This is a genomic window from Rhodospirillaceae bacterium (genome assembly GCA_040219235.1).
GTDB lineage: Bacteria > Pseudomonadota > Alphaproteobacteria > Rhodospirillales > Rhodospirillaceae > WLXB01.
This window is the reverse complement of sequence record JAVJSV010000016.1, coordinates 90,547-110,593: the sequence shown is the minus strand read 5'-3', so window position 1 is coordinate 110,593 and position 20,047 is coordinate 90,547. Positions and strand designations below refer to the sequence as shown.

At 54.0% G+C, this 20,047-nt stretch carries 19 protein-coding genes and 1 tRNA gene; 11 read left to right on the top strand and 9 right to left on the bottom strand.

Annotation, left to right across the window (positions count from 1 at the left end; all coding sequences use genetic code 11):
* Window positions 1–127 precede the first annotated feature (127 nt).
* From clpX to RIC29_15065, 5 genes are all read right to left on the bottom strand, one after another.
* The gene (gene clpX, locus RIC29_15085; GenBank protein MEQ8736249.1) at window positions 128–1,393 is read right to left on the bottom strand and encodes an ATP-dependent Clp protease ATP-binding subunit ClpX; all 1,266 of its coding nucleotides are present in this window, start codon (window positions 1,391–1,393) and stop codon (window positions 128–130) included.
* 209 nt (window positions 1,394–1,602) lie between these two features.
* Window positions 1,603–2,262, bottom strand: coding sequence for an ATP-dependent Clp endopeptidase proteolytic subunit ClpP (clpP, locus tag RIC29_15080; GenBank protein MEQ8736248.1), 660 nt, complete (start codon window positions 2,260–2,262; stop codon window positions 1,603–1,605).
* Window positions 2,263–2,323: 61 nt separating this feature from the next.
* Window positions 2,324–3,679, bottom strand: a complete 1,356-nt coding sequence (tig, locus tag RIC29_15075; protein MEQ8736247.1) for a trigger factor — start codon at window positions 3,677–3,679, stop codon at window positions 2,324–2,326.
* Between the two features lie 131 nt (window positions 3,680–3,810).
* Window positions 3,811–3,897, bottom strand: a tRNA-Leu gene (locus RIC29_15070).
* A gap of 135 nt (window positions 3,898–4,032) precedes the next feature.
* Complete coding sequence (locus RIC29_15065; protein ID MEQ8736246.1) at window positions 4,033–5,577, bottom strand: NAD(P)H-hydrate dehydratase; 1,545 nt, start codon at window positions 5,575–5,577, stop codon at window positions 4,033–4,035.
* A 173-nt stretch (window positions 5,578–5,750) separates the two neighbouring features.
* On the opposite strand from RIC29_15065, the gene RIC29_15060 reads away from it, so the two are divergent.
* From RIC29_15060 to RIC29_15045, 4 genes are all read left to right on the top strand, one after another.
* Complete coding sequence (locus RIC29_15060; protein ID MEQ8736245.1) at window positions 5,751–7,019, top strand: D-amino acid dehydrogenase; 1,269 nt, start codon at window positions 5,751–5,753, stop codon at window positions 7,017–7,019.
* A 139-nt stretch (window positions 7,020–7,158) separates the two neighbouring features.
* Window positions 7,159–7,770 (top strand): RNA polymerase sigma factor, encoded by a 612-nt coding sequence (locus tag RIC29_15055; protein MEQ8736244.1) that lies wholly within the window; start codon window positions 7,159–7,161, stop codon window positions 7,768–7,770.
* Window positions 7,763–8,071, top strand: coding sequence for a hypothetical protein (locus RIC29_15050; protein MEQ8736243.1), 309 nt, complete (start codon window positions 7,763–7,765; stop codon window positions 8,069–8,071). The genes RIC29_15055 and RIC29_15050 overlap by 8 nt, the downstream gene beginning before the upstream one ends.
* 224 nt (window positions 8,072–8,295) lie before the next feature.
* On the top strand, window positions 8,296–9,231 hold the full coding sequence (locus RIC29_15045) for a sulfotransferase family 2 domain-containing protein (GenBank protein MEQ8736242.1): 936 nt from the start codon (window positions 8,296–8,298) through the stop codon (window positions 9,229–9,231).
* Here RIC29_15045 and RIC29_15040 read toward each other — a convergent pair.
* Both RIC29_15040 and RIC29_15035 read right to left on the bottom strand, forming a co-directional pair.
* The gene (locus RIC29_15040) at window positions 9,218–10,312 is read right to left on the bottom strand and encodes an EAL domain-containing protein (GenBank protein MEQ8736241.1); all 1,095 of its coding nucleotides are present in this window, start codon (window positions 10,310–10,312) and stop codon (window positions 9,218–9,220) included. The genes RIC29_15045 and RIC29_15040 overlap by 14 nt on opposite strands.
* A 121-nt stretch (window positions 10,313–10,433) precedes the next feature.
* On the bottom strand, window positions 10,434–10,964 hold the full coding sequence (locus tag RIC29_15035) for an ester cyclase (protein ID MEQ8736240.1): 531 nt from the start codon (window positions 10,962–10,964) through the stop codon (window positions 10,434–10,436).
* A 149-nt stretch (window positions 10,965–11,113) separates the two neighbouring features.
* On the opposite strand from RIC29_15035, the gene RIC29_15030 reads away from it, so the two are divergent.
* The gene (locus RIC29_15030; GenBank protein ID MEQ8736239.1) at window positions 11,114–11,572 is read left to right on the top strand and encodes a hypothetical protein; all 459 of its coding nucleotides are present in this window, start codon (window positions 11,114–11,116) and stop codon (window positions 11,570–11,572) included.
* 246 nt (window positions 11,573–11,818) lie between these two features.
* Here the strand turns inward: RIC29_15030 and RIC29_15025 are convergent, their stop codons facing one another.
* Together RIC29_15025 and RIC29_15020 are read right to left on the bottom strand one after the other, a co-directional pair.
* Window positions 11,819–12,856: an NADP-dependent oxidoreductase gene (locus RIC29_15025; protein MEQ8736238.1), complete on the bottom strand. Its 1,038-nt coding sequence runs from the start codon at window positions 12,854–12,856 to the stop codon at window positions 11,819–11,821.
* Window positions 12,857–12,886: 30 nt separating this feature from the next.
* Window positions 12,887–14,125, bottom strand: a complete 1,239-nt coding sequence (locus RIC29_15020; protein ID MEQ8736237.1) for a bifunctional alpha/beta hydrolase/OsmC family protein — start codon at window positions 14,123–14,125, stop codon at window positions 12,887–12,889.
* Between the two features lie 119 nt (window positions 14,126–14,244).
* Here RIC29_15020 and RIC29_15015 point away from each other — a divergent pair, with 119 nt between their 5' ends.
* From RIC29_15015 to modC, 6 genes are all read left to right on the top strand, one after another.
* Complete coding sequence (locus RIC29_15015; protein ID MEQ8736236.1) at window positions 14,245–15,237, top strand: cysteine synthase A; 993 nt, start codon at window positions 14,245–14,247, stop codon at window positions 15,235–15,237.
* A 23-nt stretch (window positions 15,238–15,260) separates the two neighbouring features.
* On the top strand, window positions 15,261–16,130 hold the full coding sequence (locus tag RIC29_15010; protein ID MEQ8736235.1) for a sulfurtransferase: 870 nt from the start codon (window positions 15,261–15,263) through the stop codon (window positions 16,128–16,130).
* A 23-nt stretch (window positions 16,131–16,153) separates the two neighbouring features.
* Window positions 16,154–16,732: a carboxymuconolactone decarboxylase family protein gene (locus RIC29_15005; GenBank protein ID MEQ8736234.1), complete on the top strand. Its 579-nt coding sequence runs from the start codon at window positions 16,154–16,156 to the stop codon at window positions 16,730–16,732.
* 67 nt (window positions 16,733–16,799) lie between these two features.
* Window positions 16,800–18,005, top strand: a complete 1,206-nt coding sequence (metC, locus tag RIC29_15000; protein MEQ8736233.1) for a cystathionine beta-lyase — start codon at window positions 16,800–16,802, stop codon at window positions 18,003–18,005.
* 4 nt (window positions 18,006–18,009) lie between these two features.
* Window positions 18,010–18,705 carry a molybdate ABC transporter permease subunit gene (gene modB / locus RIC29_14995; protein MEQ8736232.1) on the top strand — a complete coding sequence of 232 codons (696 nt, stop codon included), beginning with the start codon at window positions 18,010–18,012 and terminating at the stop codon, window positions 18,703–18,705.
* Window positions 18,706–18,708: 3 nt separating this feature from the next.
* A complete protein-coding gene (modC, locus tag RIC29_14990) occupies window positions 18,709–19,830 on the top strand; it encodes a molybdenum ABC transporter ATP-binding protein (GenBank protein ID MEQ8736231.1) in 1,122 nt (373 codons plus the stop codon).
* The last annotated feature ends 217 nt before the right edge of the window (window positions 19,831–20,047 follow it).

The following is a 20,047-nucleotide window of genomic DNA, read 5'->3' as shown; positions in this document are numbered from 1 at the left end:
ACCCGGCGTCTAAACTTTAGAGACACCTTTTGTTATTTTTTTGACCTGAAGTGCTTGGCAGCTTCAAGGAACATAACTCTATGTAGGGAGCCGATGCTGCTGGCGCAATCGGCTCACCCGGAAGATTTTAGGCCGGCGTGCTCAGGTCTTCCTTGCGGTCCGCATAGATATAAAGCGGTTTGGCCCGGCCTTCTGTGACTTCGCCGTTGACCACGATTTCTTCCACGCCATCCAGGCTTGGCAGATCAAACATGGTGTCGAGCAGAATGCTTTCCATGATCGAGCGTAATCCACGGGCACCGGTTTTGCGGGCAATGGCTTTGCGCGCAATCACGGCCAGCGCATCTTCCGTAAAGCTCAAATTGACGTTTTCAATATCGAACAGACGCTGATACTGCTTCACCAGCGCATTCTTGGGAGCCGTCAGAATCTCGATCAAGGCCCCTTCGTCGAGGTCTTCCAGCGTCGCCAGCACCGGCACACGTCCGACGAACTCAGGAATCAGGCCGTATTTCAGCAGATCCTCAGGTTCAATATCGCGCAAAATCTCACCGGTCTGGCGATCATCATCGCTGCGGACGTCTGCGCCGAACCCAATTGAGGTGCCCTTACCACGGCGGGCAATTAGTTTGTCCAAGCCGGCGAAAGCGCCCCCACAGATAAACAGAATGTTTGTTGTATCCACTTGCAGGAATTCTTGCTGCGGATGCTTACGTCCCCCTTGTGGCGGGACCGAGGCAACGGTGCCTTCCATGATTTTCAGCAGGGCTTGTTGCACACCCTCACCTGAAACATCACGGGTGATAGAGGGGTTATCCGACTTGCGGCTGATCTTGTCGATCTCATCAATGTAGACAATGCCGCGCTGGGCGCGCTCGACATTATAGTCGGCCGCTTGCAGCAGCTTGAGGATAATGTTCTCAACGTCTTCCCCAACATAGCCAGCTTCGGTCAACGTCGTGGCGTCAGCCATTGTGAACGGCACATCCAAAATCCGCGCCAATGTTTGGGCCAACAGGGTCTTACCGCAGCCCGTTGGGCCGATCAGCAGGATGTTGGATTTGGCAATCTCGATGTCATCATTCTTGGCGTTGGAGCTGAGACGCTTGTAGTGGTTGTGCACGGCCACCGACAGCACACGTTTCGCATGTGCCTGACCGATCACGTAGTCGTCCAGCACGGTCAGGATATCCTGCGGTGTCGGCACCCCTTCTTTAGACTTCACCAGGTTGGTCTTGTTCTCTTCCCGGATGATGTCCATGCACAGTTCAACGCATTCATCACAAATGAACACCGTCGGCCCGGCAATGAGCTTGCGCACTTCATGCTGGCTCTTTCCGCAGAAAGAGCAGTACAGGGTATTCTTGGAATCGCCACTGGACGATTTAGTCATTCTTTATCTCCGCGCGCTAAACCGATTCTGTGGGTACACGTCAGTCTAGCCACCACATCTTGCGTTGCCTGATGTTAGACGAGGCTTTCCGCCAAATACAACGACAAATCCGTCTATATCAGGTTAATGCCCTATTTGTGAAAGGGCGGCCCAAACAGTCTTACCCCTCTATTCGCCCTGGAAAGCCCGTCGATGAACGCTTTGTCCGCTCACTTTGAGCTATCAGAATCGCCGTCTTCATCACCGTCTGGCTTAGGCCGTTTGGTAACAACCGTGTCGATCAGGCCGAAGGCTTTGGCTTCTTCCGACGTCATGTAATTGTCACGGTCCATGGCTTTTTCGATGGCCTTGAGAGTCTGACCGGTATGATCCACATAAATCTGGTTTAAGCGCGCTCTCAGGGCGAGAATTTCACGCGCCTGTATTTCGATATCCGCCGCCTGACCTTGGAACCCGCCCGAGGGCTGGTGGATCATGATCCGTGCATTTGGCAAGGCATAGCGCTTTTCCGCCTTACCACCGGCCAAGAGCAACGACCCCATGGAAGCGGCTTGGCCCACGCACACCGTCGACACATCTGGACGGATGTATTTCATGGTGTCGTAGATCGCCAGACCAGACGTCACCACACCCCCAGGGGAGTTGATGTAAAACGCGATGTCTTTGGTCGGGTTTTCAGACTCAAGAAACAGAAGTTGTGCACAAATCAACGTTGAAACCTGGTCGTTCACTTGTCCCGTCAGGAAGATAATGCGTTCCTTCAGCAGCCGGGAGTAAATGTCATAAGACCGCTCACCCCTGTTGGTCTGCTCGACCACCATGGGCACCAGGGTATTGTTATAAACTTCAATCGGATCGCGGTCCTGCATACGGGTCTCTCAACAATTCAGGTTAAAACGCGGCCAGCTTTAAAGTCCCAGCTTTAAATTTCTAGTTCGCGCTTGGCACGGGGCCATCGGTTTCTGTGGCTCCGGCCAGCTCAATCAACTCTTCCGGCGTCACAGTCTTCTCTGTCACCTGGGCAAGCTCAAGCAGGAAGTCAATGATCTTGTCTTCAAAAAGCGGTGCACGGACCTGCTCAATGGCCTGAGGATTACTCTGGTAATAGTTCACCACTGCTTGTTCCTGGCCGGGGAACCTTGAGGCTTCCCTGGCAATCGCCTGGGACAGTTCTTCGGGCGCAACCGTCAGGCTGTTCTTGGCGCCGACATCAGACAGCAGCAGACCAAGACGGACGCGGCGTTCGGCAATACCGCGGTAATCGCTGCGCAGTTCATCGTCGCTCTTACCTTTATCGTCGGGGTCAAGTTGATCTGTCTCTTTGGCTTGCTCAACCTGCTTCCAAATGGTGTCGAATTCAGCGTCCAGCATCGTTTCTGGAACATCGAAGCTGTGATGGTCAGCCAGATGGTCGAGCAATTCCCGCTTCACCTTCATGCGCGACAGGTAGGTGTAATCCTGTTCGATCTGCTCGCCGATTGCCGTGCGCAGTTTGGCCAAATCTTCAAAGCCCATCGACTTCGCAAATTCATCATCGGCCTCAGGCGTTTCGAGCACTTCGATGCCCTTGAGTGTGACCGCAAAAACGGCAGATTTCCCGGCCAAATCACTGCTGTGGTAGTCTTCCGGGAAGGTCACTTTGACGTCTTTTTTGCCATCGATTTCCATACCGACCACTTGATCTTCAAAGCCGGGGATGAACCGTCCAGAGCCCAACTCCAACTGGAAATCATCGCCCTTGCCGCCTTCAAATTCCTCGCCGTCAACGCTACCGACAAAGTCCATGACCACAACATCCCCCTCTGCCGCTGGCCGTTTATCTTCCAGGGGCACGGATTTCTTGTTGTTTTCCAGCATCTTGGTGAGGGTCTCGTCAATTTGAGAGTCGCCAGCCTTGGCCACCAGTTTCTCAACCTTAAACGCGGAAATATCAGCCATTTCAATATCAGGCAGAAGCTCGAGCTCGATGGAGAACTCAAGATCTTTGCCGTCTTCAAACGCCACCAGATCAATCTTGGGCTGAACGGCGGGTTTTAGTGCTTTTTCTTCAATGGCTTTCTGCGTTGATTCCTGAATGGTGGCTTCAATCACCTCGCCACGCACAGATTCCCCAAAGCGCTTTCTCAGCAGGCTCATGGGCACTTTACCGGGGCGGAAGCCAGGAAGGCGGACTTGCTTGCCCACTTCAGTCAAGCGATCGGTCACTTTTCCATCAATTTCCGTGGCGGCAATGATTACGCTTAATTCGCGCTTCAGGCCCTCAGAGGTCTTTTCGGTAATCTGCATCTTTTCACCCTTAGTCATGCGTCCTATCAGCGTGCCCTATTGGCTCGACTGAATATGCGGCGTCTCCGCCATAAATTAGTGCGTCGTCAAACCTGACAATGGATCGCCAGGAGCGGCCATTTATCCCGGAATGGTGCGGGTGAAGGGACTTGAACCCCCACGACTTTGCAGCCACCAGGACCTAAACCTGGCGCGTCTACCAATTCCGCCACACCCGCATTCCGGCCAAACTGGCTGTAACGCCGCATTCGTTTAATCGTAAGGCCGCCAATACGCAACACTCTTCCACGCTATACGGGGACGAAATGGTGGATAAATCCGACAGGTTCAGCAGCCACCACTCAACAAATTGGTTAAAGTCGGCCTTCAATCTGCTCCAAAGTGCCGGGCAAGGCGGAGCCCAAGACGATAGGCAAAGCTGTCACAAGATCCTCGGCAACGAGACCCACCCCCGCTTTCTGAGCCGCGGCCCCATGCAGCCAGACGCCCGCGCAGGCCGCCGCCCAAGCAGGCATGCCCGCTGCCAAAAGCCCCCCGATGGCCCCCGCCAGCACATCGCCGGAGCCCGCCGTGGCCAACCAAGGCGGTGCGTTGACGTTGACAGCAACGCGGCCATCAGGCGCCGCGATAACGGTGTCGCTGCCCTTGAGTACAACCGTCGCGCCACTCATTTGGGCCGCCAATTGCACCCGATTTATTTTATCAAGAGTGTGGTCTATTCCATTGAAAAGACGAAAGAATTCACCTTCATGCGGCGTCAGAACAACAGATCCGGCATCCCTGCACGCGGCCCACAAGGTTTCCGCCTGATCCGCAAAGCTGGTCAGAGCATCCGCATCCAGAACCACACCCCGCGCACCAGATTTCGAGGCCCGCAAAACCTCCAGCACCTGCGCTTGGGTCCGATCGCCAGTCCCATACCCTGGCCCCATCACCACGGCAGTGCGTCTCGGATCGGCCAACGCCTCTGTGAACGTCCCCTCGGTGATCGCCTGAAACATTAGCCCTGGGGCGTCACAAACATATTCTGCACGCGCGTCCCCTGGACCAGCGACAGTCACCAGACCCGCACCAGTCCGTCGCGCCGCCGCAGCGGCCAGCCGCGCTGCGCCCGACATTTCAGCACTGCCGAACACCACGGCATGTCCGCGACTGTACTTATGATCAAACGGCGTCGCAGACCGCAGATCCCAGATTTCCGGTCCATTGACGCGTGCTGAAGGCTTGATCTGGTCGAGTACGCTGTCTGGAATGCCGATGTCGACCACCTGCACCTCACCGCACAAATCCCGGCCCGGCAGCAGCACATGCGCTGGTTTAGGCCGAAAAAACGTCACCGTCAGATGGCAAGGCGGTGCCAATCCCTCAGCGTCCCCGATAATCTCAGCCGTATCCCCCGACACACCGCTGGGCACGTCGATGGCCACGCACGGGGCTCCGCGCTCAATCACCGCTGCAATGGTTTCCCGAGCAGCCCCGTCTAAAGGCCGTGCCAAGCCGGCCCCGAACAGGCCATCGACCACCAAATCTGCCCAAGGCACGTGGTCCGGGGCCAAGTCCTCAACAGGCCCGCCAACGGCCTGCCATCTTTTAAGATTCAAGGCCGCCTCACCTTTAAGTTTGTCAGATTCCCCCAGCAGCCCAAGCCGGACCGGCCACCCTGCCTTTTTCAGCAACCGCGCAACCACAAATCCATCGCCGCCATTGTTACCTGGGCCACACAGCACCAAGACCCGCCGTCGCGACCAACGCTTGCGTATTTCGACCGCAACATGAAACCCTGCGGCCTCCATCAGGGCATCTCCTGATCTGCCGGCCCCAATCGCGGCGGCATCGGCGGCATACATTTGGGCCGTGCTCAGGATCTCTAAGCCTTCAATCTCATGCATGGAGTTCATTTAAATAGTTGACTATTTACTTGTTGTGATCAGATTAGACCTGCGTTTCATAGCATGGCACCGAGACCTAGGATCGTCTATACATCGCCTGAAAATAGAGTGATAACGTCCGAAGTGATAATGTCTCAGCCTCATACCCTCAAATCCGGAACGACAGACCACCAGCAATACAGGTGGCCCCAATGAAGGTGGTGGTCCTCGGCGCTGGCGTGATCGGCATCACAACCGCACAAGCGCTTAGCGTGGCGGGGCATGACGTTGTGGTGATTGATCGCCAGAACAGCGCCGCCCAGGAAACCAGCTTCGCCAATGGCGGTCAGGTCTCGGCCACCCATGCCGCCCCCTGGGCGTCGCCGGCGATGCCGTTTCAGGCGTTTAAGTGGATGTTTCAGGCCGACGCACCGCTGCTGTTTAAACCCCTAAGATGGGATCCAGCCCTGTGGCGTTGGGGTTTGAGGTTTCTGGCCAACTGCACAACGGCACGTTCAGCGACTAATTTCGAACGCGCCCTGCGTGTCGCCACTTATAGCCGGACGGTGCTAGGAGCCCTCAGGCAGCGCTATAACCTGCAGTATGACCAAAGCACCGGCGGCATCCTCTACATTTACCGCGATCAACAGGCCGCCGCAAAAGGCCAGGAAATGGCTAGAAAGCTGACCGATTTGGGCTTTCCTCAAACAATATTGGATCACGACGGGGTCTTAGCCGAAGAACCAGCCCTGGCCGACGCGCGAACAACTTTGGTTGGCGGCGTGCTCAGTCCAGATGATGAAACCGGTGATGCCCAGCTGTTCAGCCAGGCGCTGGCAAAAGTGGCTTCTGACTCTAACGTCACCTTCCGCTATGGCACGTCGGTCAGGGCACTAGTCACCCGCAACCGCGAGATTACGGGCCTCGCCACAGATCAGGGCACCCTCGAAGCGGATGCCTATGTGGTCTGCTTGGCCAGTGAAACACCCCGGCTCCTGCGGCCATTAGGTCTGGATGTGCCGATTTACCCTGCCAAGGGATACTCGCTCACAACGGCCATCACCGCCGCCCCCGCCGCGCCCAGCCGCAGCATTACCGACGAAAGCAAGTTCATCGTTGTTACGCGTCTGGGCGACCGTTTGCGGGCCGCTGGCACGGCAGAACTAGCCGGTTGGGATAAATCCCTCAATCCACGCCGCCTGGCTCCCATCATCCAAGACACCCAATCGCTGTTTCCCAAAGCTGCGGACTATTCTCAAATCGAACCCTGGTGCGGTCTTAGAGCCGCCACACCTGATTCCGTGCCCATTATCGGCGGCACATCCTATGCAAATCTATTCCTCAACACCGGCCATGGCACCCTGGGATGGACGATGGCCTGCGGCGCAGCGCAGGCGCTGGCCGATCTCATCTCTGGCCGCACGCCAGAAATCGACCTGGATGGACTTGGGTTAGATCGCTTTTATAGCTAATTTTTTACATGAGAAAAAATAAATATCTTATTGTTTTATATGAATAATATTAATTCAATTATGTTGACCTGAAAAAAGCCACAAATTCACCCAAGGCTATCACGCTCTATCACGTCCCTATACTGAAGGGAGAGCACAGATGCCGGAGAAGGTGCCATACGAGCCATATCCAGAGCAGCCCGCCGACAGCGGGAGTGTAGAGTTTTCACCTGAGTCAGACCTGCTTAAATCTGCCATCGCAGGTGACCACAACGCCTTCACCGTTCTGTTCGATCAGCACTACGAGCTGATCTACCGCATCGCCTTTCAGATGATCCGCAACCGATCCGATGCGGAAGACATCGCCCAAGACACCTGCATCAAAATGGCCCGTAAGCTCCATACCTATAAATTTGAGGCGAAATTCACCACGTGGCTGTACCGCCTAACCCAGAACACGGCCAAGGATTGGTTGCGCAAAGCCTACCGCAAGCACGAGCGCCCCCTGCCCGAGGGGTTCGATATGGTCGCCAATACGCCCTCTCCCGAGCGTCAGGCCGCGGCACGGGAAACCCTGGGGCTGATTGATCAGCTCCCGCGCAAAATCAAAGCGGCTGTGCTGCTGGTCTTTCGCGACGGTCTCAGCCACCGCGAAGCCGCTGATACACTAGGTTGCGCCGAAACCACAGTGTCTTGGCGTATTCATGAGGCCCGGAAAATCTTGAGCGGCACCTTACAGCCGGACGACACTGCGAGGCCCACCCATGCGTGATGTTGATCTTGAAAGCCTGCTGGCCCTGGATGTCCCTGCCCCTCGCCCTGCGCGACGGGCTACCGCAAAGGCACGCACCCTCGATGCCTTCAAGACAACCCATCGCCGCGGCATCGGCGCGACGGTCGCACGCTATCTTGCGCGCAGTTCAGCCCCAGCGTGGCGGCTGGTTTCTGAGATATTTGATAATCCATCATGGAACAGTCAGGCATTGGCAACTCTTATAAGCCTAGGCGCTTCTTTAGTGGCAGCAGCAGTCTTCATAGCTGGTCTGACAGTTATGCTCCTGTTAGCCGTTTAGCCTTAATCGTAAGACAAAGCAGTTTCCTCACTTATGACGGCGCGGACGATGGTGCCATGACGAGTCAGTACTGAGCACTTTTGCCAATTCAGTGCTGAGCACACTTACCAATAAAGACCCGTTTTAAAACGAGCTCTGGTCAACAATATATCCCGTCCGGCGCTTGAACCTTGCTAAGGTTCGGCGCTAGGAAAGCTAATCTTTCGCCGGGTAGAAATAAAAACATGCCGCTTCCCAATAAAGCTCGAAGCAACACCGAAGAATTTCGATATGTGCGTCGCGCAAAGACCGCCAAAACTGATGAAAACGATCCTCGTAGACCCATCGTTTTTATGCATGTTCCAAGATCGGGCGGCACAAGTTTGCGCACTATACTCCTGGCCTTGAGTCAAAAAGGTGACGGTCAGTTTGTTAACGTTCAAGGCACCCTTTACCAACAATTCCTTGGACAAGATAAACCCGAAACAACAACACAGCTGAACGCAGGCATTGACTCATTTATGTCTGCTTCAGGGCATATACCCTTTGGCATGCCACCCTTTAAAACTGATCACACAAATTGGATATCAGTTGTCAGAAATCCGGCAGAAAGACTCATATCTCACTACATATTTGGATCTCATAAGGGTGGCTGGAGCGTTGAGGACAGCATCGAATCCCTTTTTGAAAGCGGCAAACTCATCGCAAATCCGATGACCCGGCAATTTGCTGGAGACACAGATTTAACTTCACCTGTAGATGAGAGCACATTTGAACGGGCGCTAACAAACTCTAAAAAATTCATGGCAATTTGCAAAACTGAACGTCTTGACGATTTGGTCTCTGTGCTGCTTGAAACATACAGTCAAAACGACTTACTTTATCAAGTCTCCAACCAAGCTAGGTCTGACATCTCCTCAACTATCAGGAAAAAAATCAAAGGTTTCTCGGATGAGGTTAATCAATACGACAACGTATTGTTGAGGCAGTTAGAGTCTCAACCCAACTTTTTGAACTCCGTTAAACATCGCTCTAGGTCTGACCACGTTGACGTTCTTCTTCGCAAATCTAACGGCTTAATTGACGTGATCCCCGCCTCAACGCAGGATTTAAATGGCGTCAAAAAGTCTCTAACAAGAATTGCGCCAAACTCCATCAAAGTAAAATTCACTGGTGTTTGAAAATCTCTCTGACAGAGGTCTTTTGCTCATTGCTCAGAAGTTCAGCGCTTGGGCGGGCATAGTAATATCCTTGCACCAAATCGACACCGGCGTCCTTTAACCACTCACTCTCGGCCTGGGTCTCAATGCCTTCAGCGATCACTTTAATTCTTTGACGGTGGGCCATGGAAATCAGATGCTGAACGATATTTTGCTTAAAATCGTCGGCATCAATATCGATGATCAGATGCCGGTCGATCTTCATATAATCGGGCTCTAAATCTCTCAGCAAATTGAGGCCCGCGTAGCCCGCACCGACATCGTCGAGCGCCACGCGGAACCCGGCTTTGCGGTAAAATTTGAGGATGCCTCGCAGATGATTAACGTCGGTCACTTCATCCGTTTCCGTCACCTCAAATACAATTTGTCCTGGCCTCAGCCCAAGTTCCTCACACGCAGACACCGTGGTGCGCAAACAATAAGACGGGTCATAGATCGCCGTCGGATTGAAATTGATAAACAATTTTGCATCGCCAATGCTTTGCTTCGCGGCGTTTTGCACCGCAGACCGCCGTCCCGCCAGGTCGACCTGGAACATCATGCCAGCTGTTTCTGCTGTGTCGAAGATGTATCCTGGCGACAAAATACTGCCGTCAGGTTCCATGCCCCGAAAGAGGGCTTCATACCCTTTCAGTTCGCCGGTTTCGGCCCAGATGATGGGCTGAAAAAAAGATGTAAACCGGTCTTCTTGAATCAGGTGTTGCAGCCACTGCCCACCCGACAGCCCCACCATACGCTCCAACGTCATCGTGCGGGCCAGATTACGAAAATCTGGCTTCGTGCCTCTGGGCAGCGCCAGGGCATTTGAGCCGCGCTGTTCCTGCCCGGTCAGCGTGCCGCCGATTTGAATCAGAAACGGATTGAGAGAGGACGTTGTCAGCGACGCCCGAATAACTTGCGGCTCAAGCACTTCATACTTGAAATTGCTCTCTTGCAACAGCGACATCACCTTTTCATGGGAATATTCCAAGGGTAGCCAAAATATGAGGTCCGTCTCAGGAAACGAAATATCAACAAAGGATTCACACTCAGGGCATTGCATTCATATTCTCCTATTAGGGTCGCATTCTATACGGCCCCAAAGCGAGAATAGATGTTTAACAATCAGACAAACCTCAGTCAGGCGTTTGGATATTGTCAGTCGGTACTGTTAATCGGCACTGTCAGTCGGAAATGGGTTGCAATGCGAGGTCAACGTCCAGGCCCAACTGCCGGATCAGCACAAGATGATCCGCATTGCCCCACCGCTCCAACACCTTGCCGTCCTCAAACCGGAAAATATCCATCGCCGTGAACTGAAATTTCCGGCCCGTTGCTGGCGCGCCCATCATCACACCCGTCTGCGTGCCAGATACGGTCATCCGGGTCGATACCATATCGTCTTTGCAAATGATCAGGTCATTCACCAAAACCCGGTCTGGCGAGGCCTGTTTCGACGCATTAAACATCCGCTCAAGCTGGGCCGGACGGCCAATAACCTTCCCTGCCCCATTGGCATCACTGTTGTGAGTAATGAATTCATCTGCATAGAACTCGCCGGCGCGGCTGCCATCCCGCTGCACAAACAAGACCTCAAATAGCGCCAGATAACGACTCAGGTTTTCTTCCTGGCCATCACAATGGATTTCGGTGGCCGCGGCAGCGCTGCTCAGACCGCCCAGTAGAAATACAAAAACCGCCGTCAATCTGCGCACAGACGTTCTCCCAAATAGATCAGCATACCATTTTGAACATCGTGCATCTTAACCTTGCTGCACACGGCGACCACGCCTAATACTGCAATAGACGTTTAAAATTTAAAATTAAGACCCCTGTTGAATATGACCGCTAGGAGCCTGTTGCCATGCTGTGGAACCTATCCAATACCCTTCATACCCTCGCCGCCGTGATTTGGGTGGGCGGAATGTTCTTTGCCTACATGGCGCTGCGGCCCTCCATGGCTGGGGTTCCGCCGGAAGAAGCCCTGCCCTTGTGGCGCAGAACCCTACAGAAATTCCTCCGCTGGGTTGCCGTGACCGTCATCATTCTCTGGGCCACGGGCATTCACATGATGTTCTTTGTGCTCTCGGGCTTTGGCAGCGCGGGTGCCCATGTGGACACCATGTTCACCCTGGCCTTGATCATGACCGGGCTCTTTTTCTATCTCAATCACGGTCCTTTCCGCGCCTTTAAGATGGCCGCCGATGCGCGCGATTTCGCCACCGCAGGCCAGATTCTGCAGAAAGTCCGCAAAATCGTTGCCACCAATTTAGCACTTGGCATCCTGACCATCGTTGTCGCCGTCTGGGGTGCCGCTGGGTAACTTTGCCAGCACGTAATTTTGCTAACGGGTAACTTTATTATGCATGGGCTCGTTCCAAGGGGGTGGGCCGAGGCAGTTCCATGGGCTCGTTCCCCCAATCATACGTGCATGGGCTCGTTAATAAGGAACCAGTCGTGCATGGGCTCGAACCAAGGGGAGAGCCCCAACAAGAAAATCTCGTTCCAAGGGGGAGAGCCCCAACAGAAAATCTCGAACCGAGGGGGGGGGCCAAAAAACTGAACTTAATTAGAACGGATCGGGACTAATTCTCACCAGCTGCTTGCCCTGGTTTTTGCTGTCATACAGCCGGATCAGAGCTTCAGGCATCCGCTCGATGCCATCCAGAATATCTTCCTGATAGGTCAAACGCCCCTCGTTGATCCACTGCACCATATCGTTTTCGGCCTCAGCAAAACGTGGCGCATAGTCGTAAATCAGGAAGCCCTGCATCAGAGCATTGAGACGCCCGATTTTATATGCATTTTTGAGAGGTCGCGGGCTACCATCACCAATGTACTGACTGATCTGTCCGCAGGACACAACCCGCGCGTATTTGTTGATCCGGGCCAAACCTTCATCAAGGATTTCGCCGCCCACATTGTCGAAAAACACATCAATCCCCTTGGGGCAGGTTTGATCCATCTGCGCGCCTATATCGCCATCGCGATAATTGATCGCGGCATCGTAGCCAAGGCGTTCCGTCAGCAGCTTACACTTCTCGTGCGAGCCCGCGATGCCAACGGTTTTGCAGCCTCTGATCTTGGCTATTTGCCCCACATTAGAACCAACACCGCCTGCCGCGCCCGACACCAGAACCGTCTCGCCAGCCTTGGGTTTGCCAATGTCAAACAGCCCGAAATAGGCCGTAAAACCTGTCATACCCAATACACCGAGTGCCGTTGAAACCGGCACAACGCGCTGATTGACCTTAAACATCAGATAGTAGTCTGAGCCGTCGGCAACCGCGTATTCTTGCCAGCCCATCTTGCCGTGGACGATGTCTCCGGCGACGTAATCTGGGTTCTTAGAACTGACCACCTGCCCAACACCACGACCGCGCATCACCTCGCCAATCTCAAGTGGGGCTTCGATCCCAGCGCCATCAAGCATGTAAAACCGCATCACCGGGGCCAGAGAGGCATAAATCACCCGGATGACGAACTCGCCCTTTTTGGGCTTTGGAATCGGTGTTTCCTGAAGCCTGAAGTCCGTTTTCCGGACCGCGCGGTCTACCGGCCGTTCAGCCAGAACCCATTGCGTGTTCATCTTCGGTTCGGAACTCATACGTGGCGTCTTTCAGGTTCTTTGCTTCGGCTAATCATCAAGCTTTGTGCGGATCTTGACCTCACTCTCCAAAGTGCGGTGCACGGGACATTTGTCGGCTATTTCGAGCAGTTTTGCACGCTGTTCTTCGCTGAGGTCTCCCGTCAAAGTTATGGTGCGGGAGATTTCATCGATTTTACCCTCTTTGGTCTCGCAGTCAGCACACGCCTCAGCATGAATTTTTGAGTGTTTCAAAACCACAGAAACCTTCTCCAAGGGCAAGTCTTTACGATTGGCGTACATTCTCAGCGTCATTGTGGTGCAAGCCCCCAGACCACTTAAAATATAGTCATAGGGCGTCGGGCCTCGGTTATCACCCCCAACTCCCGCAGGCTCATCCGCCGTCAGCACATGCGGCCCGACGCGGATGGTCTGTGTAAACTGACCCGTCCCGGCTTCTGCGACTTCAACGGTGCCCTCTTCCGGTTGATCGGATTCAGACTTGCTTGCATCAGCCTTGGTTTCCAGCACACCGATATAACGTGTCGCCCAGGCCGCAATGCATTGCGCCGCATAAATCGCATCGGATTTCTTGCTCAAAAGATGATTGGCGCTGTCCAGCGACAAAAAGCTCTTGGGGTGTTTCGCCGCCACGAAAATCTTGGTGGCATTGTCGATGCCCACGGTTTCATCAAGCGGGGCCTGGCAGACCAACAGCGCCTTTTTCATGCCAGCCACCGCGTCCAGCACATTCTGCCCCTCAATGTCGTCCAGAAACTGTTTCTTAATCTTGAACGTGCGGCCCGCCAGTTCCACCTCCGCCTCACCGTCTTTGGCAATGTCATCGAGCTTTGCGCCAAAGTTATGAGACACATGCGCTGCATCCGAGGGTGCGCCGATGGTCACAACAGCTTTCGCCTCCCCCACCTCGGGGGCCGCAGCCAGAACCGCAGCACCGCCCAGGGAATGCCCGATCAGCAAAGCGGGTGCTTCAAAATTATCTCTCAAATAGTCTGCGGCGTGCAGCAGGTCTTGGACGTTTGAAGAAAAATTCGTATTGGCAAATTCGCCCTCGGAAGCTCCCAGCCCCGTAAAGTCAAACCGCAGCACCGCAATCCCATGGGCACTCAGTTCAGAGGCGATCCGAGACGCCGCAAAAACGTCTTTTGAGCAGGTAAAGCAGTGGGCAAATAACGCATAAGCTTTAGGGTCTCCGTCCGGCATATCCAGGCGTGCAGCCAGGGCTTCGCCTGAATGACCGGGGAATTCTATTTTACGGCTCTCAACCATTTTGGGGAATCCTTCTCATATGACAGACATGTGAGCCCATCTGGGCCGGCTTCTTCTTGGACCGCGCGGTGCTTAATCCTATGCTGCGGTCCTATCATCGCAAGTTCTAGGACAAAACCATGAAGACTCCCGTACACGGAGATTTTATCGCCGCCATTGGTAATACGCCCCTCATTCGTCTGAAATGGGCCTCAGAGGTCTCGGGTGCCAATATCTACGGCAAAGCTGAATTCATGAACCCAGGCGGTTCTGTAAAGGATCGCGCCGCCTTATACATGATCAAAGATGCCGAAAAACGTGGTCTGCTCAAGCCCGGCGGTACTCTGGTGGAGGCGACTGGCGGTAATACGGGCATCGGCGTCGCCCTGGTCGGCAACGCGCTGGGTTATAAATCGATCATTGTGATGCCAGACACCCAAGCCCAGGAGAAAAAAGATACGGTCAGAGCCTGCGGGGCTGTTCTGAAGGAAGTGCCCGCTGTTCCTTATAAAGACCCGAACAACTATGTTCATGTGGCGAAACGCCTGGCTGATGAGGTTGGTGGCTATTTCTGCAACCAGTTTGACAATATCGCCAATCGCGACGGCCATATTCAAAGCACAGGCCCTGAGATTTGGGACGCCCTGGACGGTAAAGTCGATGCCTTCACCACCGCTGTTGGCACCGGGGGTACCCTCGCGGGGATATCCATAGCGCTCAAAGAACGGTCTAAAGACGTTCTCACCGTCGCCGCTGATCCGGGCGGATCGGTGATTCATAACTTCATCAAAAAGGGCGAACTCACCAGCGAAGGCGGCTCAATCACTGAGGGGATTGGGCAAGGCCGTGTCACGCTCAACCTCAAAGACGCCCCCATAGATGACTCAGAACGGATCCTCGACCCAGAAGCGCTAGAGACCATTTACAATCTGGTATTGCATGATGGCCTGGTGATGGGCGGTTCGACCGGAATTAACGTGGCAGCAGCCATCCGTATTGGGAAAAAGTTAAATCCCGGCGCGAACGTCGTCACAATTTTGTGCGATCATGGCAGCCGTTATCAGAGTAAGATTTATAATCCTGAATTTCTCCGCTCCAAGGGCCTTCCAATCCCGCCTTGGATGGGGGACTAACCGACAGACACGGAAGCCCGTCCATGAGTTACGCCAATCCCGACGCCCTCGTTTCCACGGAGTGGCTCGCTAATCACCTCGCCGACGAGAATATCATCGTTTTAGACGCCTCATATTTTGTGCCCGGCGGCACAGGACCAGCCACAGAACAGTACGCAAGCGGTCACCTGCCCGGCGCAGTTTTCTTCGACATTAATGACGTTGCCGACCCAGACGCCGACCAAGATCACACCATGCCGTCTGCGGCAGTCTTTAACCAAAAAGTCGGAGCTCTCGGCGTCAGCAATCAATCCCTTGTGGTGATCTATGATGCCGCTGGTGGCGGCTGCGCTGCCGCACGTGTGTGGTGGATGTTCCGAGCCTTTGGCCATAAAAAAGTGGCTGTTTTGAATGGCGGCCTGTCGAAATGGAAAGCCGAAGGCCGGACCTTGGAAACTGATGTTCCCGACGTTACTCCTCAGACCTACAGAGCAAGCCAAGACGCTCAACCGCGTGTCCGCAATAAGTCGGACATTCAAAACAACATTGAGGCCGCAGCCTACCAAGTTGTTGATGCACGCGCGGCCGGACGATTTGCTGGGACGGACCCAGAACCCAAAGCAGGACTGCGCTCTGGCCATATTCCCAATAGCCTGAATCTGCCATGGAATTACTTATTCACGCCAGAAACGAAAACCTTCAAATCGGCTGATGGCCTTAAATCTGAATTTGAGGCCGCAGGCATTGACCTCTCGAAGCCTGTCACCACAACCTGTGGCTCTGGCGTAACAGCCTGCACCGTTGCTCTTGGGGCTTATCTGCTCGGCAAAGAGGATGTCGCCATATACGATGGCTCCTGGATTGACTGGGGAAGTGATGCTGATACGCCAGTGGTCACGGGACCGACCGCCTAATCAACACTCGCAAAGGATTTTTCATGCCACGTATTGATCCCCTTCCCATAGAATCCTTGCCCGCTGAGTTTCAGGAGCGCATGAAGCAGGGCCAATCCAAGATGGGGTTCAAGGCCAATGATGGCCTGACCTTTGCTCGTGTGCCTGGCTTGATGGAAGGTCTCAGCGGCTTGACCTGGGCCATTTACGGAAAAGACGGCTTGGTCTCGAATGAAATTAAACGCCTGGTTTCCATCATCACCAGCTCCGCTGCTGGCTGTGTTTATTGTCAGTCTCACACTGTGCACGGCGCTGATATGGCCGGTATTGATGAAGAGAAAATTAGAGCCATCTGGGACTACGAGCGCAGCCCTCTGTTTAGCGATGCAGAGCGCGCCGCGATGCGGGTCGCACAGGGCGCAGGCCATGCTCCGGTTGAAGTCACAGATGAAGATTTTGATGAACTCAAGAAGCACTTTGACGACAACCAAATCTGCGAAATTGTGAGCGTCATCGCCCTCTTCGGTTTTCTCAACAAATGGAATGCAACCTTGTCCACAGACATAGAAGCCAGCCCACTGGCGGCTCTAAAGAAACTGGGGCCTAACGCCGACGCAGCTTGAGCTACTGCTTTCGTTTTCTCCCGACTCAGGCCACAATGCGGTCAAGGTACGGTGGGGGATTCACAGAATGTCAAACAAGAGGGACGGACGGCATCAGGATACGCGCCTCGTTCATGGTGGAGCGCACCCAGAGCGCTTTGATGGTGCTGTAAATCCCCCGGTCTTCAGGGTCTCGACCGTTGTCTCAGCAACCGTTGAAGAAATGCGGCAGCGATCCAAGCATCCACCTGGTGTGCTCGCCTATGGTCGCGCCGGAACACCGACCCATTGGGCATTGCAAGAGGCCATCGCTGATCTAGAAGGGTACAAGCACTGCTTGGCCCTGCCCAGCGGCATGGCTGGGATTCTCATCTCAATATTGGGATTGTGCAGCAGCAGTGATCATATACTGGTGGCCGAAAATGTGTATGGCCCTATTCGCCTTGTCTGCTGCGACCGCCTGAAGGGCTGGGGATTAAATGCCGAACTGTTTGACTCGTCAATTGGAGCAAACGTCGAAAAGCTCATCCGGCCAAACACCAAAATGATTATTCTTGAGAGTCCCGGCTCACTCACATTCGACATGACCGACATTCCAGCAATAGCAGCCGTCGCTAAACAGCATGGCATTCTTATCATGGCCGACAACACCTGGGCGACGCCGTTGCTCATCGACTCCCCCGCGCTTGGCATTGATATCTCTGTGCAGTCAGGTACCAAATACATTGGCGGCCACTCAGATGTTGCCATCGGTACGCTGTGTGTTGACGACGACGACATGCATCAAAAATTAAAATGGACCTCCCTTTTGTTTGGCTATGGACTAAGCCCGGACGATGCCTACCTGGCACTCCGTGGACTACGCACTCTTGGTGTTCGGCTGCAACGTCACGAAGAAAACGCACGCACCGTAACCACTTGGCTAAGCGAGCGGGACGAAGTCGAACGGGTGATGTATCCAGCTCTTAAGTCAGACCCAGGATACACAATATGGCAGCGCGATTTTTCGGGAGCAAACGGCTTGTTCGGTGTTATGTTTAAGCAGCGCGTCAGTCAGGCCGCAGTCGATCATTTTCTGAATGCGCTGAACATCTTTCTGCGCGGTTTCAGTTGGGGCGGTTATGAAAGCCTCGCCATGTCAACGTCCGGAGACTCTATCAAACGCCCAGTTTCAGAATGGAAGGCCACAGGCCCAACCATTCGCCTGCACGTTGGATTAGAAAACCCCAAAGACCTGATTGATGACCTCGCGCAAGCTTTTGATGCAATGAATTCCTTTAGCGCGGCCGCATAAAAACATGATCGCCCTTTCCCCGCTCGAACTCGAGGCCCTGCAGGTCAGCCTGAAAATCTCGATCTGGAGTATTGTGTGGACGTTTCCTGTCGCGCTCGCTCTGTCCTGGGTCTTGGCGCGAAAAGACTTCAGGGGGAAATCTGTGCTGAACGCGATCGTGCACATTCCCCTGGTTATGCCGCCCGTCGTCATCGGCTATCTCTTGCTGATCTTACTCGGGCGGCAAGGCGTAATCGGAGCATCGCTTTTCGATTGGTTCGGTGTAAGCCTTGTGTTTACGTGGCAAGGTGCAGCCATTGCCGCCTCTGTGGTCGCTTTCCCGCTTTTCGTGCGCCCCATTCGCCAAGCGCTAGAAGCTGTTGACCCTCGTTTAGAAGAAGCTGCGACCACACTCGGAGCCAATCACCGGCAAGCCTTTTTTGCTGTTACGCTTCCTATGGTGATGCCTGGAATTCTGACCGGTGCGTTGCTGTTCTTTGCCCGTGCTCTTGGTGAATTTGGCGCGACCATAACCTTTGCTGCGAACATTCCTGGTGAAACCCAGACCTTGCCACTAGCTCTGTATACAGCCACTCAAACGCCGGGTGGTGACCCGGTAGCCTTGCGCATTATGGCGCTCTCATTGCTTCTGGCATTTGTTGCTTTGCTCGTTTCGGAATGGTTAGCCCGCCGCAGCAGTATTCAGCTGATTGGGAAGTGATTGATGCTCACAGTTGAAGCAGGACATCGATTTGTAGATGGCTCAAACGTCTTTAGTCTAGACGCCAGCCTCAAGACACCCGATACCGGCGTAACCGCAATATTCGGGCGTTCAGGTTCTGGAAAAACAACTCTTCTCAAAATTATCGCAGGACTTCTTCGTCCTGACTTTGTCCGCGTCGAAGTCGATAGCACCGTATTGTGCGACACCCAAAACGGGGCCTGGGTGCCGCCGGAACAACGTCGAATAGGATACGTCTTCCAAGACACCCGTTTGTTCCCTCACCTGAACGTCAAGGGTAACCTAAACTTTGGCCGACGGTTTAATCCCCCGTCAGAACGTCCGGAACTCTCCTTCGACGCCATTGTCAAAATGTTGGAATTAGAAGGTTTCTTAGACCGGCCCATTCACCGTTTATCGGGGGGCGAGAGTCAGCGCGTCGCCATTGGACGAGCGTTGTTGGCGAACCCCCGCCTTCTGTTGTTGGACGAGCCTCTCGCGGCGCTAGACCCGAGCCATAAAGCCGAAATTTTGCCTTATCTGGAAAACCTTCGACACAACTTGAACCTACCGATCCTCTACGTTTCTCATAGCTTGTCTGAGATCCGCCGGCTCGCAACGTGGCTCGCCGTCCTCGACCATGGGCAGGTCAAAGCGTTTGGTTCTGTTGAAGACATCACGGGGCAAATGGATCTGACTCCTTTGGCTGAAGGTGGCGATGCGGGAACTGTATTAGCGGCGATCGTAACCGACCATGATCAAAGGCATGGCCTTTCACGCCTTTCCGTCTCCAGCCAAGTCCTAATGGTCACAAAGCTCAACCTTCCTGCAGGCGCACATGTGCGGGTCCAAGTTAGACCTCAGGATGTTTCCTTAGCTTTGGAACGTCCTGAAAAAGTAAGCGTGTTGAACATCCTGGAAGGTAACATCAACTCAATTCTAGAATCTCCACGACGGCCAGTGGTCGATGTGCAGGTTAACATTGGTTCTGCAAAGCGACCTGTTTTTCTTTGGGCCCAGATTACGCGACTGGCAGCGGAGAGATTGAGTCTCCAAAAAAATATGCCTATCTATTCGCTCATCAAAGCTGTCACGCTCGACAATGATAGAATCGGATTATCCTAGGCCAGGATTGCTAAGGCCCTAATCTGCCGTTGTTGGAGTCGTAGAACCGATTTTACCGTATCCACAATCGCAGGTATCACTTGGTTTAACCAAGCGGGCGACAAGTGGAGACGTTTCCGCTAAAGGGTTACTGGGCTCCCACCTGAAGGTCGCGGAGCACTTTTGGCACTCTTGAACACCAGGCAAGTCGGGCTTGGGCGTATTTGGATCATCTACC